The sequence below is a fragment of the Devosia sp. MDV22-iso42 genome (assembly GCF_058629155.1).
The window spans coordinates 1-14,229 of the sequence record NZ_JBZVWR010000003.1; the positions used below are offsets into that span (position 1 = coordinate 1).

The following is a 14,229-nucleotide window of genomic DNA, read 5'->3' on the forward strand; positions in this document are numbered from 1 at the left end:
AAGAGCAAGCTAAGTTAGCCTAACCGAGTGTCCACCGAACCGGCAGCAGCTCAGGATGGTTCAATGAAACCGGCATTGGCGGAGGTAAGCAGGAAGCGGCTGATGCTGCTACGGCAGCCTGGTGGAGGCTGGTGTAAACCGACATCCCGCGCGACACAGCCACTGAAATCGCCGTCATCGCTGCTCGTGTGCTAGTCATGCCTCCGCCCGACCACCTATATGCCGAGAGCGCGGGCTTCCTTCGAAGTCTGATGAGAACTCTGCGCATGCAGTATGAATCCGAATTGAGAGCTGACACAGTTCCCCGACCGGCAGCGGACCTGATGGCCAATCTTTCGGCCGAGCTATAACGTAGGCGCCTCGCCGGGGAGGCCGAGGACGGCGGCGATCATCGATGGACCGTCACTTAACTTCACTTGACCTGAGGGTGCCGCCCGAAGGCGTAACGAACCTCACTGCTGTGCACCCAACGTAATTTCTGGCTCCAGTTAAGCCGAGGACACTATGAAAAAGTACCTCGTTATCGACTTACAAACTGAGACTATCGACCCAGATCCAGCGACCGTCGAAGCGCATACTCCGGAGAAAGCTGCGGAGCTAGTTCTCGGCGTGCAGTTGGTCCGTAGCGGGGCTAAGCGGAACCTGCGGGCACGAGTTTATTGTCAACAGCCGGGGCACCCCGTGTCCATGGTCCGACTTTATACGAAGGTTGAAGGGGACACCGGAGAGCGCGAGGAAACCGCACCCCGTTTACCTAGAGTGAATTGATCAACGGCTTCTTGGTGTCAGTGCCTTCGTACCGGCTGTTATTCACGTCCCGTCCAACCCGGTGAAACTCAAGCTGGCTATCAATTTGGGCGCCCAGCAGCAGGGCCTTTGCATCCACGCCCTGGATATCCGTATCGAGCCAGGCACCATAGGCATCCGGCGACAGGATCAGCGGCATCCTGGTGTGGATGTGGGCAATCTCTGGCACTGCTGGTGCAGTGATAATCGTACAGCTGGTCACACCCAAGTTGTCATTGTGCGCCCAGATACCAGCAAAGCTGAACCCGGCGGCATTTGGCATCTGCAGCAGCCAGGGGTCTTTCTTCCCGTCCTCATCGCTCACGGTCCATTCAAAATAGCCATCGGCGGGGATCAGGCAGCGCCGGGATTTGAAGCCCTCGCGGAACGCGCCAGAGGTGTCGATTGTCTCGATGCGGGCATTGAACATGGCCGCCTTAGGTAATTCCTTGGCGAAGAATGGCACCAGCCACCAGCGGCCTTTGTCCAACTCCATGTTCCCGGCTCGGTCGAGGTGGACGAAATCAACGTCCTGCGTTGGTGCGATATTGTACCGAGGCTGCATGTTGGACGGCGCCATTGGGTGCAGCTCATCGCTGAGCTTGTAGAGCGCGTGGATTTGTGCCCAGGTCATTTCGTTGGTGAAGCGTCCGCACATCAGTGAAATCCCTCAATCTCAGCCAACTCCCCCCACTCATCGCGCCATAGGGATCGGTCTTGGATTGCGATAACAACGCGCGGGAACTCATAGAGCTTTGCGATTACCTCGGCATAGTCGAGAGCAACCGCAGGCTCGAACGGGCCTTCCATGCGGGCTTCGACTATATCGCCCTGGAACAGTCGCGCCGGCCAGTAGACAGACGCCAGCACTGGCTCTGCGGGCAGGCCAGCGCCCTCAAGGGCAGGGCCGTCACTCCCGATGCCGACAATCACAGCATCGAGCGCGACTTCGTCGTCGTCAGTAGTCCAGGCGTAAACGGTCACTTTGTGCTGTCGTCGCGGGTCGCAAGATAGGCGGCCTGACGATCAAAGTTATCCAGAAAAGCGCACGGCGCAGCGGCTATGCGCTCTAGCCTCTTGAAATGGACCATCTCAAGCGCCGCATTTATACGCAGCGCGACCCCTGACACAAAAAAAGCTGCTCCCCCGAAAATATTGATCGCGGCATGCCAACCGTTGTTCGAGAGCCAGTTCGTCTCAGTGACCGATTTAAACATAACCCAGCCGATGGCCCCAGCGCCCAAAATCCACATCCACGTAAACCAGCCCCTGCGGTCCTCAAGCCAAAGCTGGAGCTCGAACATTGCACTGGCGATTGCTTCTCGCTCAGTAGCGGTTCGCCCAGCAAATGGATCGTAATCCGGTGCCATATTCCCCCCAAACATTAGAAGAAGAGCATAGGCCCGCTGTGGCTATGGCCGCAATCCATGCCTGGGAGTTTGATCTTCCCTGACGGGAAAGGCAGACTCGACGCATGCTGACGCTGCTTCCACGAGCCCGTGTGTGCAATATGGAGCAGCTGAGTGAGGGTAAGTTGGTCAACTTAATTGCTCGGCGGTGTGAATCGTGACAGCGGTAATTTATGCCAATCAGTTTTTATCCACGCGCTGGCCAAGTACTGGTGGCCGATTTCTCTGACCTCAAGGAACCCGAAATCTGTAAGGTTCGGCCAGTGGTTGTGACGTCCCCTCGGTTGCCTCACCGCTCGGAGCTTGTCACGATAGTGCCAATTAGCCTGACGGGGCCGAAGCACCACCTGCCGTTTGTTGTGCGCCTTTCGAAAAATTATCACCCCGATGAAGATGATGCCCTGCCGTGCTGGGCCAAATGCGACCTAATAATGAACATCTCGATAGCGCGGCTGAACGGCTTTAAAGTCGGTAGACGCAAGTGGGCCACGCCTCAGTTGGACGGCGACGATTTAGCTGCAGTGCGTATCGGTATGCTGCATGGGCTTGGAATGGGCCACTTGTTGAAACGCGACTAATGACCTATATTCCGCTCGTACCCCGGATATCGGGCTTTAAGACCTAGCTTGCTAGGCAGGCTGCTCAATGGGCGATGACAAGCCTCGAGTAGCCTAGATATTGTCAGTGTCCGAAAGGCCCGCCTAACGGCGGGTTTTTTGTTTCCGCGTGTCCCTTGCTACGATGTGTGAATAATGGGGAGTGCGCCTGATCCAGTCGGGTGCGCGCCCGGCCGTTCAGCCGGCGGAGCCCAATCATGGACCCCGTGGCATATTCCGTTTCCGACGTCCTGAAGCTGGTCGGCATCAGCCGCACCAAGTTCTACCAGCTGGTTGCTGCTGGTGAAATCAAGGTACGCAAAATCGGCAATCGCACCATCGTTTTGGCGCGTGATCTGAATGCTTGGCTGGATAACTTGCCGAGCTTCGGCGGCAAGGATAGCCAGTAATGTCGGACCATCACTCCAGCCGCCGCGCTCGGGCGCTCAAAGCCGATACCGCCCGTCAGCAGAAGCGCCGCAACAAGCTCAAGAATGCCGGTGCGCCCACCACCCACATCCTTAATCGCGCCGTCGCCGAGGGACTGTTCTACCATCTCGATGCCGAGCGCGCCAAAGGCGTGCCGGTGGACCAGGCGTTCGTATCGGCGCAGGACGTTCTGGTCTATGCCACGCGGGTCTTGTCACGCCAGACCAACGGGACAGATCAGTATACGGCCAACGCCGTGGCCGATGCCCTGCGGGCTCGCATCCAAAAGCGGTCGCCCTCGAAATTTCGCATTCGGCCCACGTGGCTTGCGACAGCCATAGATGACGAGGACTAGGGCCCGCGCATGGTCATGCCGTCGACTTTCCACCGTTCGGTTTAAACTTGCGGTGGATGAGCGACATAGCTCTTCAGGTGTATGCCGAGATCCGCATTTCCTCGCCAATAACCATCAATCCAACGATCTGGCCCCAGCGATGGCTTCTTGTGTTTGCGCACATAGTGCAGCTGGTGCTCACGGTGGTTGGCGCCAGCGTCGCTCCCAGCGCCGTGCAGGCCGGGACGAATATGGCATTGATGCCAGCGGGCGGGCGGTGGGTCCATGCTTCGAGCCTTGGCTTCCCGCATCACCCTTTTGTCAGTGTCCCTGGCGCGAAGGTCGATCAGGCCCGGCTGGTTGATGATGCAAAGAAACTTTTCTACCAGCGTAAGGCCGACAAAAATCGCGTCCTGCATCTCCTTGGATGGCAGCGCCTTGTCGTTGAACGTGATCTGATCGGTGCCCGGCGTGAAGGCAGCCTGCCAAGCGAGATGAGCCCGTCCATCGAACTCAGCAATCGCATTGACGGACACCCTCCCATCGTCCTCGCGCTCTTGGCATATAAATGCGACGCGCTTGCCCCTGATGAGGGCCTCGATAAACGTCTTTTGTGCAGGCAGTCGAGCATTTCCGCTGAAACCGCTTTCTGTGTCGTCGGAAAACCGCATCTCAAGTGCCAACGGCGTCAGAGCGGTGCATTCGAAGAATTGAGAGGCGGCCAATTGGCGCTGGGTGGCCTCGTCGGTCGTCCTGAATAGTCTGGCTGCCAGCGGTGTCACGTTTTGCCCCGTCGCCTAAGCTTCGGCATCACGCCCGATCCTTCGGTTTCGCCAGCCTGACGCCGGCCCCCTTGCCGTTCTCGGGAATGAACTCCACACCCGCTTCCTCATAGACGCGCCTGATTGCATCCACTGTCACCGGCTGCGCACCCCTTGGCCCTTGGTCGTCCTGTTCGATGCGGCTGACCGTGTTTGGCGTCACTTTTGCCAGTTCTGCTACCTCGCGCACGCCGAGCTTCAAAAGGGCCCGTGCTGCTCTTGCCTGTGCTGGCGTCATAAATACCTCGTATTAATTTCGATACCCTGTATTGACAGATACGGACTATCGTTATAGATACATCGTATCGCTAATGAGGGCAACGTAAATGCTCAACCGATCCGCAATGTTCACCAAGGCCTGGGCCGATTACCGGCGTGATGTATTCAATGGCTGGGGCGTTCGCCGTGGGGAGGCCTTCAACCGCCCCCACTTCGCCTATTGCCTGCGCATGGCTTGGGCAGTTGCCAAGACCAACGCAGCCGCAAAGCCTGCCGCTGCCCCCGTAGCTGCCCGGAAGCCCGCCACTGCCGCCGCCCTCACCCGCGTTGCTGCTATCCACGCCGAGTTAGAATGGATGGCCTATGGCGAGCGTACCGACTGGAACAAACACAGCGTCTTGACCGCTGAACTGGCGCGGCTGGCGGCTTAGCCCCAACCCGTCTCAATCCCCTCCGCCCAACTCCCCGCCCTGAAAGGTTTAGCCATGTCTCAGGATCACAAGATTACCCGCCGCGCCGCTTTCGGCATTGCTGCCGCCTCTGCCGCTTCCGTGGCTATCGGTTCCGCCGCTCTGTCCGCTGAATTGCCCGCCGCCCTGCCCCTACCGGGCTACGCCGTCGAAACCCCGGAAATCGTCACTGCCCTGCAGGCGCTGGCCGAGGCGCGCAAAGCCCTCGACGTTGCCAGCACTGACCTAGATTGGTTTGAGGCCGAATGGCGCCACCGTTGGCCCTCCGCCCCAGAAGAAATCTTGGGCTTCGCCAATGCCGACAAAGGCTATGGCCAGCGCCTAGAGGCCGAAACCGATATTCTGGGGGCGTTCATTTTCCGCCGTGCCGAGGATTTGCCCTTGCGTTGGGGGAAGCGCGCCAAGGCAGGGGAGCGCCTTTGTTTCTCCGTCGAGAACCCGGAATACATTATCAACCTGCTGACATTTGCCCGGTCATATGGGCCGCGCGGGCGCCTGCCTCACACGCTGGAAAAGGACCGGGTCCGGCTTGCCAAGAACGTGGCCGGACTAGAGCGCAGACTTGCTATCAGCCAAGCCTACTTTGACGAGCGGGCGCGCGTTCTAGAAATGTCGGGTGCCGCGAAAATGCTGCAGCGCCGCGCCGATGCTGCGCGCGCCGTTGCTGATGGCTTTGCGGCTGTGTCGCGCGCCCCGGTCGCGTCTGTCTGGGGCATCCGCGCCAAGGCACTAGCATATCTGGCGGATGCGGAACGGCTGCGTCCAACGTTGGAAGGCTTGGGCGGGGCATTCCACGGCGGTTACGTGCTGGCGCTCCACACCGCCCAGACTACCCGGCCAGCCGATGGAAACGAATGGCCCCTTATCGCCGCCGCCTGCCCCGACGCTCTGGCCATCGCCGCCGCCTGAATTGTGACGGCTTGGGAACGCGCAGCAACGCTCCCCCAAGCCTCCCCCAGCCCCGCCCAGAGAGAGCAACAGCCATGGATAAGCTACCCCTACCCAATCGCCGCACCGCGATAAAAAGCAGCGCCGCTGCCCTTGTGTGCGCCTTGCCCCTCAGCCCTGTCCCGGCAGCAGAGCCCGCCGCCAGCGATGCCAGATTGCATAGCCTTATGATCGAATGGCGGGCCGAGTATGACGCGGTATGCCACACTGCGGACGCGCGGGCCGATGCTCATATGGCGCGGCTCTATGCCATCGAGCAGGAGGCAGCCGCCATCCGCCCCACCACGCTCGACGGCTTTGCCATCAAGCTCTTGCTGCTGACAAACTACGGGGAACACGACCTAGACGGCCCTGCCGCTGGGCTGGTGGCCGAGGCCGAGGCTATCGCCGGCTATGCGCCCCCTGCAGCGTTCAAGCGGGGCTAGCCATGGGAGCGCTAGACCGCCGCCAGATAGAGGATGCCATAGAGCGACTAATTGCCTTGCTCGATACCATCGACGGGGACCCGGACCTAGAGCCCAACGGCGACTTGGAGCCGTCCCTGGGCTTCGGTATCGCCCTCCGTCCTTCCGGTGGCTGGCACTATGTCACCGACGACAGGGAAGGCCACGACGCGGGCGACGAGCCCGACGACAACACCAGCCCCCAAACCATGAACCCGCCCCCGATCCGCGCCAAGCGCATCACCCGAAAGGCCGCATGATGAACCCGATCCTAGTGCCGACCCTGGACGAACACGCTGTGGTTTTTGATCAAGCCGCGTCATTGGAGCGGAAAGCAGCGGCGCGTGTTGATGTCCCCGGCAGCAGCGACGCAGATGAAGCCGCATACAATGTTGCCTGCAATGCCTTGATTGACGTTTGTAGCCAGATTGCCGACCTTCCGGCTCAGACCCCGGCCCATATCCAGCTCAAAGCCCGCGTACTGGACTGGCATGCTTTCCCCGATGGGCGGGAGCCCGGCTTCGTTGACGAGCGCCTAGCGTTCCAACTGGTGCGGGCCCTGCTCGATGGGCTGCCGACGCCGCATGGGGGTGAAAGATGCCTGATTTAGGCGAAGTGGAATCATCCCACGTTTCGCCCGTATTTTCGGGGGTTTCAACGCCGCAAGTGCCACAAAATCGGCGCGCGGAATCACCCTGCTTTTACTGCTCTGCGGAGCTTGTCCGAACAACCGACCAAAGCGAGCCCCGAGCCAAAACGATTGACCACATTGTCCCAAAGTGCGCGCTCAAAAACGCCGGTTGGCTTTTCACTAATGAGTGGCACTCCCTCAATCGGGTGCCTTGCTGCCCGGCTTGCAACATCGCCAAGGGGAATACGCTCCCTCATGTGTGGTGTCGCCAGCTCACCGATCCGACCGCTAAAGCGCGACTTTACAACCGGCTGGTGGCGCTCGGTGTCCCCTCTCATGCACTAGTGACTGCACTCACGGAAACTGTAAGCCCATAGTTTAATTGGAGACGTCCTCCAGAGGATAGCACCGTGATGTCATCACCCCCCAACCCCTGGAACACCCCCGTTACCTCATCAGATGACATCACGGTCGGCGCCCCAATTGCAGGGGCTGATGATCTAAGCCCAATGGCAACCGTCATAAACACCACGGACTCTTCCGAAACGTATATATTCCATGTAATTGTGCCTCTCAACTTGGTCGTTGGGAGGAACCTCTTGGGCTACACTGTCCGGCATTATTTGTTCCCCGATGGCGCGCCACCCATCCGGCTGCCAACGGAACTGGTCGAACGGCTTAGCAGGGCCCAAGACTTTTTGCCGGACTACGCGGGCACACGTCAGAAGGTCCTCGAAATCGTTCTCGACAATGTCGATGGGAAGCCCGACCAGATCGTTGCCAACCGCGGCTCCATTTGGGTCTTCGACAAGGATGGTGGCATTGCCGAGAGCCTGCAGAAATCCCTCGCGGCCGGCCTCGAAACCTGGTGGCAGAACAAAGCGACCAGCAGCGGCAAGGTAGTGGATTTGCAGCCGAAAATCAGGCGGAAACAATACGAGGAAGAACACCACTGGGCGGTAGGGGAGGACGACCTCGCTGTCGTGGTATCCGACATTTTCAAGAAGAGCAGGTCCGGCACTTTAAAGGCAGCCAAGGGATCGGCGGTGAAACCGCCGCCACTCACACACGAGGGGAAACGCGCTCTTTCCTCATTAAATGAGCCGTTCTATCGAATCCAGGATGCACTCTCTAACTTGAAGGAACCTGCGCTTGCCGGCATCGCATTTGAAGCAAGGCGACTGTCTGGCGAATTCGACAACCCAATCCTGCACAGAGCTGTCGCGGAGATGGCCGACGAATTGCTGGAAATTGCGCGGCGGCGACGCAAGGGCGACGGCATATGGTATGCATATGTTGAGATTATGCAGTGGACCACGAGCGACTATGTCGGCCCGGTCGGCACAACGGTAGACACGTGCCACGTGAAGTGCGCTGGCAAGAAAGCCGCGGTTGCCGCTGCACGCTCGCTGCTGGCCGAGCATGCCTCCCGCTTTGCAGAGGACGTGACTGTCGAGGCATTCGTCGAAACCGACATCGAGTGGGATGCCGCGGGTAGGATGTCTACGGAACGAACCTGAACTTGCAATTGTAGTCAGTGACCGCCGACTGGCCAAGGCGAAAGGCACAAATGCGTGGACCGACTCGACTCCCTCTGAAAGCTCTGCTTGATTGCTGGGAATGGGGGGGGCAGCGGGATGGCGGACCCGAGTTTAGCGCAAGACGTGCGCCACACTGTCGACTGGCTAGACCAAATGTTGGGTCAGCTAGCGGAAACTCGACCTTGGACATTGGACTTGGGCACAGACCCGTTGGCCGATATAGAGGCGCTGGACAATTTGCGGCCACGTCTCGCCGCTGTCGGTATTCAGGTTCCGGAGTTTCCAGCGGTCAATACCGACCCAATGGGCAACATGGCGGGCTGGCGCGATTTCCTCACACCCTATGTGGTTGCGCCCGCCCCTCAAGCCGATGTTGAGCCAGAGCCGCTTGTGCTGGCTCCACCTCCTCCGACGCCCCAACCAAAGGTCGCGAGCTGGCGGTCTAGATTGCCCGCAATCGTGCTGATGACGATACTCGTATTCGGCGGCGGCTATGGCGTGGGCCAATGGACAATGTCCATGGGTTGGGATTTCGCTCAGGAGCTCGCTATCGAGAACGACTTTTGCGCCCCACCTTCGAACTGCGGATCAGAAACCAATCAGGTCATAGCCATAATGGCCGAGAACTTCGCCCTGCCTTCTGGCGTGGCTCAATGGTGCCTTGGTGTAGCCAAGTGGGATACGGTGGAAGTCCGCCGAGGAGGCTTTCTCAAGTCCGCGGCGGTGTGGGGAATGGCGCTACCGTGCGGATCGATGTTCGCTGGTGAATCGGCAGTAAAACCACTTTAAAATTCTAATCTGGCTGTTGTTGTGGACAGAGCCAGTATCGCAGCGGTTTGCTGCAGAATCACGTCCATCCGCCGTCCAAGCAGCCATCCAAAGTGGGGATGGAAATGGGGAAAGGCTAAAAGTAGTGAATTTAATCGAGCAAAATCAAAACGATAATGAGCGAGAATGGTGGAGCTGAGCGGGATCGAACCGCTGACCTCGTCATTGCGAACGACGCGCTCTCCCAACTGAGCTACAGCCCCATCCGACCCCGATGATAGGAGAAACAGCGCGCGCCGGGCAAGAGGCAAAGCGGCCGCTGCCCACACGCCGGTCGCGCCCGGCATCGGTGACAAAGCCGGGCCAGGCCGGCTAGACGCGGGCCCAGCCGCCGCTCTCTTCGCTGGCAAAGATGGCGTCGATCACCTTCATGCTGGCAATGGCATCCTCGATGCCCCAGGGCAGGCTGGATTGGCCCAGCACGGCCAGGGCAAAGGCTTCGGCCTGTTCGGCATATTGATCGACCGCCGGCAGGATTTCCCGCCGCGCCAGCGAACCGTCGAACGGCGCGCCCGTATCCACGGTAATGGCGGTGCGCTCATCGGCGGGGGCGTTGAAGGGGATGATCACCTCGAGCTTGCCCTTGCTGCCAAAGACCTGCACCCGCTGATGCGGCACGGTCTGGGTCGAGCAGGTAAAGCTCAGCTGTCGCCCGCCGCCGAAATCGGCCAGCACGCTGGCCAGCCGGTCGGTGCCGAAACCCGGATCGCGCTCGACCAGCGACACCACGCGCACCGGCTCGCTCTCGAACAGGTAGCGCGCCGCGGTGATCGGGTAGCAGCCGATATCCATGATGCCGCCGCCGCCGATATCGGCCTGGTTGCGCACATTGGCCGGGTCGGCATTGAAATAGGTAAAGACCGCATTGATCGAGCGGATCTCGCCCAGCTCGCCGGAACGCACGATCTCGCGGGCACGCGCCCATTGCGGATGGAAACGGATCATGAAGGCTTCCAGCACCAGCCGGTCGGGCGGGCAGGCGCGCAGCGCCTGCGCATCGGCGGCGCTGAGCGCCATGGGCTTTTCGCACAGCACATGCTTGCCCGCCTTGGCCGCGGCCACGGTCATGGGCACATGCAGATGATTGGGCAGCGAATTGTAGATGGCGTCGATATCGGGGTCGGCGAACAACTCTTCATAGGAGCCATAGGCCTTGGCAATGCCCAGCGTGTCGGCTGCCGCCTGCGCCCGGCCCAGGTCGCGCGAGGCAATCGCCACCACCTCGGAATGCGCCGACTTCTGGATGCCGGGAATGACCTTCTGCAGGCCGATATTGGCCGTGGACAGAATGCCCCAACGCACTTTTTTGCCGCTCATGTCATGCCTCCCTGTTGCGCAAGGCTTAGCGGCGCCGATGCCGCTTGGCTAGCCTGCCGGCGCTGTCGGCCCGCCATCTTCCTGCGGCTGGCCGCCAATCACCTGCACGGCCCTGGCGCCGGCGGCGATGCCCGCTGCCATGGCGGCGGCCTCTTCCTTGCCGTCAAGAAAAGCGGCGATAAAGCCGGCGGCAAAGGCATCGCCCGCCCCGGTGGAATCGCGCACCGTGACGCTGGGCGCGGGCAGGTCGAGGCGTATGCCGTCGCGGCCACCCAATACGGCGCCCAGCCGGCCGCGCTTGACGATCACATTGGCAAAGCAGGTCCCCAGCGCCCGCACCTGGTCTTCGAGCCCGGCCGCGCCGCTCAGCAGCGCCGCCTCCTCGGCATTGGCAAAAATCCAGTCCGCTCCCTTGGTCCAGTCGATAAATTGCGCCGGGCCGATATCGGTGAGGAACCCGGTTGAGGCCGGGTCGATCCCGATGGCGACGCCACGCGCCTTGGCGCTGGCCAGCAGCCCCAGTACCGCAGCGCGCGGCCCGGGGGCAAAGAGGCTATAGCCCGACACCATGACCAGGCCCACGCCATCGAGCAGGGTCTCGGGCAGGTCGGCCGCGCACAGGTTGAGATTGGCGCCGCGATCGGTGAGAAAGCTGCGCTCGCCATCGGGATCAACCAGCGTGACCAGCACGCCCGAGGGTTGCTCTTCATCCCCCGCCAGCATCGGCACCACGCCGCGACCGCGGAAATAGTTCTCGTACATGCTGCGGTCGGCGGCGCCGACCCGGGCGGCAAACCACACATCGGCCTGCATGGCCCCCAGCCAGACGGCCTGATTGGCGCCCGATCCGCCCGGTCGGCTGCGCACGCTGGCGCGCCGGTCACTGCCCTTGACGATCGGCCCGTCGGGAATGACGATGACATCGGTCATCACATCCCCGACCACCAGCACCCGCGCTTTCATGCCGCCGATGCGGCCGCCAGTGCCACCGCGATCTGCGCGGCAACCATGGCATTGTTTTCTACCAGGGCAATATTGGCGACCAGCGACTTGCCGCCGGTCAGCTCAAAAATGCGGTTGAGCAGGAACGGCGTCAGCGCCTTGCGCGACACGCCCTCGGCCTCCGCCCCGGCAATGGCCTCGGCAATGCGCGCCTCGATGGCGGCCGGGTCGAGCGCATCGCCCGCCGGAATCGGATTGGCCACCAGCACGCCGCCCATGCCCAGGGCGATCTGGTTGGCGATCGCCGCGGCGATATCGGCGACATCATCGAAGCGGTGATCGACCGGAAAGCCGCTCTGCCGCGCCCAGAAGGCGGGGAACTCGTCGGTGCCATAGCCGAGCACCGGCACGCCATTGGTCTCGAGCACTTCGAGCGTCTTGGCGATATCGAGGATCGACTTGGCCCCGGCACAGACCACTGCCACCGGCGTGCGGCTCAGTTCCTGAAGATCCGCGGATATGTCGAAGGTCGTCTCGGCGCCGCGATGCACCCCGCCAATGCCGCCGGTGGCGAACACCTTGATGCCGGCCAAGGCCGCAATCTGCATGGTGGTGGCCACCGTGGTGCCGGCAATGGCGCGCTTGACCAGCAGCGCACTGACATCGCGCCGGCTCGCCTTGGCCGCCGAACCGCCGGCCAGCGCCAGCCGCTCAAGGTCGTCGCCCGAGACGCCGACGCAGAACTTGCCGTCCATGATGGCGATGGTGGCTGGCACGGCGCCATGCTGGCGAACAACCGCCTCGACGTTTTTCGCCATTTCCAGGTTCTGCGGATAGGGCATGCCATGGGTGATGATGGTGGATTCCAGCGCCACCACCGGCTTGCCCGCATCAAGTGCCTGCTGCACATCGGGGCTGATCGAAAGATAGGCCGTAGCGGTCATGAGGTCTTCCTGAAGGGTCGAAAAGCGGGCCATACCGGCCCTGTTGGCGCGGGTTTTGCGCCTTGTTGTCGCACAGCGTCAACCCCCCGCCGACGCCGCATCCAAATCCCTTGTCCGCCCGGCAATTTCACTTTACGCTTTGCCCATACTCCATTGCAGAAAGGGCACTGCACTGAACACGTTTCCGGTTGATCGCGTCACTGCCGCAGATCGCTATGGGTCCTGCAACGGGGCCGGTTCAGTCAGGTTGCCGGGCGCCATCGCGCGCAGGGTTTCTGCACTCCACGACCAGCAAATTCGCCATCAGCCGGACCTGGAAAGCTAGGCCCTGGCCGCAGCGGCCGCTGTCCCGGCAGGGGCAGCATGACGACAATAGCTGCACAAGGTGCAGCGCCCCAAAACCCAGAACCACGCGAACAGGAGCTCCCGTCCACATGAACCAAAAGCTTGTCCTCGCCCTCGGCGCTCTCCTGGTGGCCAGCCCTGCGCTGGCTCAGGAAGAACCCGTGCTCAACGTCTATAACTGGTCCGATTATATCGCCGAAGACACCATCGCCAATTTCGAGGCCGCCACCGGCATCAAGGTGAACTACGACGTCTATGACAATAACGAGATCGTCGATGCCAAGCTGCTGGCCGGCAGCTCCGGCTATGACATCGTCGTGCCCTCGGGCAATTTCCTCGAGCGCCAGATCCAGGCCGGCCTGATCCTGCCGCTCGACAAGACCAAGCTGACCAATCTGGGCAATCTCGACCCTGCCGTGATGGCCACCGCCGCCAACCAGGACCCCGACAACGCCCACGCCGTGCCCTATATGATCAACACCATCGGCTATGGCTACAATGTCGCCAAGGTCACCGAAATCCTGGGTGCCGACGCCCCCACCGACAGCTGGGACCTGATCTTCAAGCCTGAATTTGCCGAAAAGCTCTCCGCCTGTGGCATCAGCCTGCTCGACAGCCCCTCCGAAGTTGTCGGCATTGCGCTTAACTATCTCGGCCTCGACCCCAATTCGGAAGCCGAGGAAGACCTGCTCAAGGCCGAGGAACTGCTGACCTCGATCAAGCCGTTCATCCGCTACTTCAATTCGTCCCAATACATCGATGACCTGGGCAATGGCGAAACCTGCGTGGCCCTTGGCTATTCGGGCGATATCTTCATCGCCGCCGATGCCGCCGCGGCTGCCAATGCGGGCGTCGAGGTGCAGTATGTCATCCCCAAGGAAGGCGCCGCGACCCTGTTCGACTTCCTCGCCATTCCGGTTGACGCGCCGCACCCGGACAATGCGCACAAGTTCATCAACTATATCCTAGAGCCCGAGGTCGTGGCCGCGATCACCAACTATGTGTTCTACGCCAACCCCAACCTGGCCGCGACCGAGTTCGTCGCCGAAGAGGTCAAGTCCAATCCCGGCATCTATCCGCCGGCCGAGACCATCGCCAAGGCTTTCGTCATGGCGGCGCACAACCCCGAATTCGAGGAAGTGCTGACCCGCACCTGGACGCGCATCAAGACCGGCCAGTAAGTCCAATCCCGAGGGGCGGCATGAGCCGCCCCTTCTGCCTCCATA

At 61.1% G+C, this 14,229-nt stretch carries 19 protein-coding genes and 1 tRNA gene; 11 read left to right on the top strand and 9 right to left on the bottom strand.

Translation table 11 applies throughout. The annotated features are described in order from the left end of the window. Nucleotides 1-754: 754 nt before the first annotated feature. From AC4NN3_RS00915 to AC4NN3_RS00925, 3 genes are read right to left on the bottom strand one after another with little or no spacing between them, the layout of a single operon-like run. Nucleotides 755-1,444, bottom strand: a complete 690-nt coding sequence (locus AC4NN3_RS00915; protein ID WP_491925269.1) for an SOS response-associated peptidase — start codon at nt 1,442-1,444, stop codon at nt 755-757. After that, nucleotides 1,444-1,770 carry a hypothetical protein gene (locus AC4NN3_RS00920; RefSeq protein WP_491925270.1) on the bottom strand — a complete coding sequence of 109 codons (327 nt, stop codon included), beginning with the start codon at nt 1,768-1,770 and terminating at the stop codon, nt 1,444-1,446. The genes AC4NN3_RS00915 and AC4NN3_RS00920 overlap by 1 nt, the downstream gene beginning before the upstream one ends. Continuing rightward, the gene (locus AC4NN3_RS00925; RefSeq protein WP_491925271.1) at nt 1,767-2,156 is read right to left on the bottom strand and encodes a hypothetical protein; all 390 of its coding nucleotides are present in this window, start codon (nt 2,154-2,156) and stop codon (nt 1,767-1,769) included. Before AC4NN3_RS00925 ends, AC4NN3_RS00920 begins: the two co-directional genes overlap by 4 nt. A gap of 212 nt (nt 2,157-2,368) precedes the next feature. Here AC4NN3_RS00925 and AC4NN3_RS00930 point away from each other — a divergent pair, with 212 nt between their 5' ends. From AC4NN3_RS00930 to AC4NN3_RS00940, 3 genes are all read left to right on the top strand, one after another. Next, entirely contained in the window at nt 2,369-2,773 is a 405-nt protein-coding gene (locus tag AC4NN3_RS00930; RefSeq protein ID WP_491925272.1) for a type II toxin-antitoxin system PemK/MazF family toxin, read from the top strand. A gap of 236 nt (nt 2,774-3,009) precedes the next feature. Continuing rightward, nucleotides 3,010-3,201 carry a helix-turn-helix transcriptional regulator gene (locus AC4NN3_RS00935; RefSeq protein ID WP_491925273.1) on the top strand — a complete coding sequence of 64 codons (192 nt, stop codon included), beginning with the start codon at nt 3,010-3,012 and terminating at the stop codon, nt 3,199-3,201. Continuing rightward, nucleotides 3,201-3,575, top strand: a complete 375-nt coding sequence (locus tag AC4NN3_RS00940; RefSeq protein ID WP_491925274.1) for a hypothetical protein — start codon at nt 3,201-3,203, stop codon at nt 3,573-3,575. Before AC4NN3_RS00935 ends, AC4NN3_RS00940 begins: the two co-directional genes overlap by 1 nt. 41 nt (nt 3,576-3,616) lie before the next feature. On the opposite strand, the gene AC4NN3_RS00945 is transcribed toward AC4NN3_RS00940, so the two are convergent. After that, nucleotides 3,617-4,336, bottom strand: a complete 720-nt coding sequence (locus AC4NN3_RS00945; RefSeq protein ID WP_491925275.1) for a hypothetical protein — start codon at nt 4,334-4,336, stop codon at nt 3,617-3,619. A 28-nt stretch (nt 4,337-4,364) separates the two neighbouring features. Then, entirely contained in the window at nt 4,365-4,613 is a 249-nt protein-coding gene (locus AC4NN3_RS00950; RefSeq protein WP_491925276.1) for a helix-turn-helix domain-containing protein, read from the bottom strand. Between the two features lie 106 nt (nt 4,614-4,719). Here AC4NN3_RS00950 and AC4NN3_RS00955 point away from each other — a divergent pair, with 106 nt between their 5' ends. From AC4NN3_RS00955 to AC4NN3_RS00985, 7 genes are all read left to right on the top strand, one after another. Beyond that, entirely contained in the window at nt 4,720-5,025 is a 306-nt protein-coding gene (locus AC4NN3_RS00955) for a hypothetical protein (protein WP_491925277.1), read from the top strand. Nucleotides 5,026-5,079: 54 nt separating this feature from the next. Continuing rightward, nucleotides 5,080-5,973 (top strand): hypothetical protein, encoded by an 894-nt coding sequence (locus tag AC4NN3_RS00960; protein WP_491925278.1) that lies wholly within the window; start codon nt 5,080-5,082, stop codon nt 5,971-5,973. Nucleotides 5,974-6,179: 206 nt separating this feature from the next. Beyond that, on the top strand, nt 6,180-6,437 hold the full coding sequence (locus AC4NN3_RS00965; RefSeq protein WP_491925279.1) for a hypothetical protein: 258 nt from the start codon (nt 6,180-6,182) through the stop codon (nt 6,435-6,437). Nucleotides 6,438-6,493: 56 nt separating this feature from the next. Then, nucleotides 6,494-6,715, top strand: a complete 222-nt coding sequence (locus tag AC4NN3_RS00970) for a hypothetical protein (protein WP_491925280.1) — start codon at nt 6,494-6,496, stop codon at nt 6,713-6,715. Further along, a complete protein-coding gene (locus AC4NN3_RS00975) occupies nt 6,712-7,065 on the top strand; it encodes a hypothetical protein (RefSeq protein ID WP_491925281.1) in 354 nt (117 codons plus the stop codon). The genes AC4NN3_RS00970 and AC4NN3_RS00975 overlap by 4 nt, the downstream gene beginning before the upstream one ends. Before the next feature lie 620 nt (nt 7,066-7,685). Then, complete coding sequence (locus AC4NN3_RS00980) at nt 7,686-8,606, top strand: hypothetical protein (protein ID WP_491925282.1); 921 nt, start codon at nt 7,686-7,688, stop codon at nt 8,604-8,606. Nucleotides 8,607-8,822: 216 nt separating this feature from the next. Continuing rightward, nucleotides 8,823-9,416, top strand: a complete 594-nt coding sequence (locus tag AC4NN3_RS00985) for a hypothetical protein (protein ID WP_491925283.1) — start codon at nt 8,823-8,825, stop codon at nt 9,414-9,416. Between the two features lie 166 nt (nt 9,417-9,582). On the opposite strand, the gene AC4NN3_RS00990 is transcribed toward AC4NN3_RS00985, so the two are convergent. The 4 genes from AC4NN3_RS00990 to AC4NN3_RS01005 all read right to left on the bottom strand — a co-directional run bounded on the left by AC4NN3_RS00990 (nt 9,583) and on the right by AC4NN3_RS01005 (nt 12,658). After that, a tRNA-Ala gene (locus AC4NN3_RS00990) sits at nt 9,583-9,658 on the bottom strand. Nucleotides 9,659-9,767: 109 nt separating this feature from the next. Further along, nucleotides 9,768-10,772: a Gfo/Idh/MocA family protein gene (locus AC4NN3_RS00995; protein WP_491925284.1), complete on the bottom strand. Its 1,005-nt coding sequence runs from the start codon at nt 10,770-10,772 to the stop codon at nt 9,768-9,770. A 48-nt stretch (nt 10,773-10,820) separates the two neighbouring features. Beyond that, nucleotides 10,821-11,735, bottom strand: coding sequence for a carbohydrate kinase family protein (locus AC4NN3_RS01000; protein WP_491925285.1), 915 nt, complete (start codon nt 11,733-11,735; stop codon nt 10,821-10,823). Next, entirely contained in the window at nt 11,732-12,658 is a 927-nt protein-coding gene (locus AC4NN3_RS01005; RefSeq protein ID WP_491925286.1) for a pseudouridine-5'-phosphate glycosidase, read from the bottom strand. The genes AC4NN3_RS01000 and AC4NN3_RS01005 overlap by 4 nt, the downstream gene beginning before the upstream one ends. 434 nt (nt 12,659-13,092) lie before the next feature. Here AC4NN3_RS01005 and AC4NN3_RS01010 point away from each other — a divergent pair, with 434 nt between their 5' ends. Then, nucleotides 13,093-14,184: a polyamine ABC transporter substrate-binding protein gene (locus AC4NN3_RS01010; RefSeq protein WP_491925287.1), complete on the top strand. Its 1,092-nt coding sequence runs from the start codon at nt 13,093-13,095 to the stop codon at nt 14,182-14,184. The last annotated feature ends 45 nt before the right edge of the window (nt 14,185-14,229 follow it).

Excerpts from the sequence above, each read along its gene's own strand:
- AC4NN3_RS00915 (WP_491925269.1), bottom strand. The coding sequence starts at position 1,444 with ATGTGCGGACGCTTCACCAACGAAATGACCTGGGCACAAATCCACGCG.
- AC4NN3_RS00925 (WP_491925271.1), bottom strand. The coding sequence starts at position 2,156 with ATGGCACCGGATTACGATCCATTTGCTGGGCGAACCGCTACTGAGCGA.
- AC4NN3_RS00930 (WP_491925272.1), top strand. The coding sequence starts at position 2,369 with ATGCCAATCAGTTTTTATCCACGCGCTGGCCAAGTACTGGTGGCCGAT.
- AC4NN3_RS00935 (WP_491925273.1), top strand. The coding sequence starts at position 3,010 with ATGGACCCCGTGGCATATTCCGTTTCCGACGTCCTGAAGCTGGTCGGC.
- AC4NN3_RS00940 (WP_491925274.1), top strand. The coding sequence starts at position 3,201 with ATGTCGGACCATCACTCCAGCCGCCGCGCTCGGGCGCTCAAAGCCGAT.
- AC4NN3_RS00950 (WP_491925276.1), bottom strand. The coding sequence starts at position 4,613 with ATGACGCCAGCACAGGCAAGAGCAGCACGGGCCCTTTTGAAGCTCGGC.
- AC4NN3_RS00955 (WP_491925277.1), top strand. The coding sequence starts at position 4,720 with ATGTTCACCAAGGCCTGGGCCGATTACCGGCGTGATGTATTCAATGGC.
- AC4NN3_RS00960 (WP_491925278.1), top strand. The coding sequence starts at position 5,080 with ATGTCTCAGGATCACAAGATTACCCGCCGCGCCGCTTTCGGCATTGCT.
- AC4NN3_RS00965 (WP_491925279.1), top strand. The coding sequence starts at position 6,180 with ATGATCGAATGGCGGGCCGAGTATGACGCGGTATGCCACACTGCGGAC.
- AC4NN3_RS00975 (WP_491925281.1), top strand. The coding sequence starts at position 6,712 with ATGATGAACCCGATCCTAGTGCCGACCCTGGACGAACACGCTGTGGTT.
- AC4NN3_RS00995 (WP_491925284.1), bottom strand. The coding sequence starts at position 10,772 with ATGAGCGGCAAAAAAGTGCGTTGGGGCATTCTGTCCACGGCCAATATC.
- AC4NN3_RS01000 (WP_491925285.1), bottom strand. The coding sequence starts at position 11,735 with ATGAAAGCGCGGGTGCTGGTGGTCGGGGATGTGATGACCGATGTCATC.
- AC4NN3_RS01005 (WP_491925286.1), bottom strand. The coding sequence starts at position 12,658 with ATGACCGCTACGGCCTATCTTTCGATCAGCCCCGATGTGCAGCAGGCA.
- AC4NN3_RS01010 (WP_491925287.1), top strand. The coding sequence starts at position 13,093 with ATGAACCAAAAGCTTGTCCTCGCCCTCGGCGCTCTCCTGGTGGCCAGC.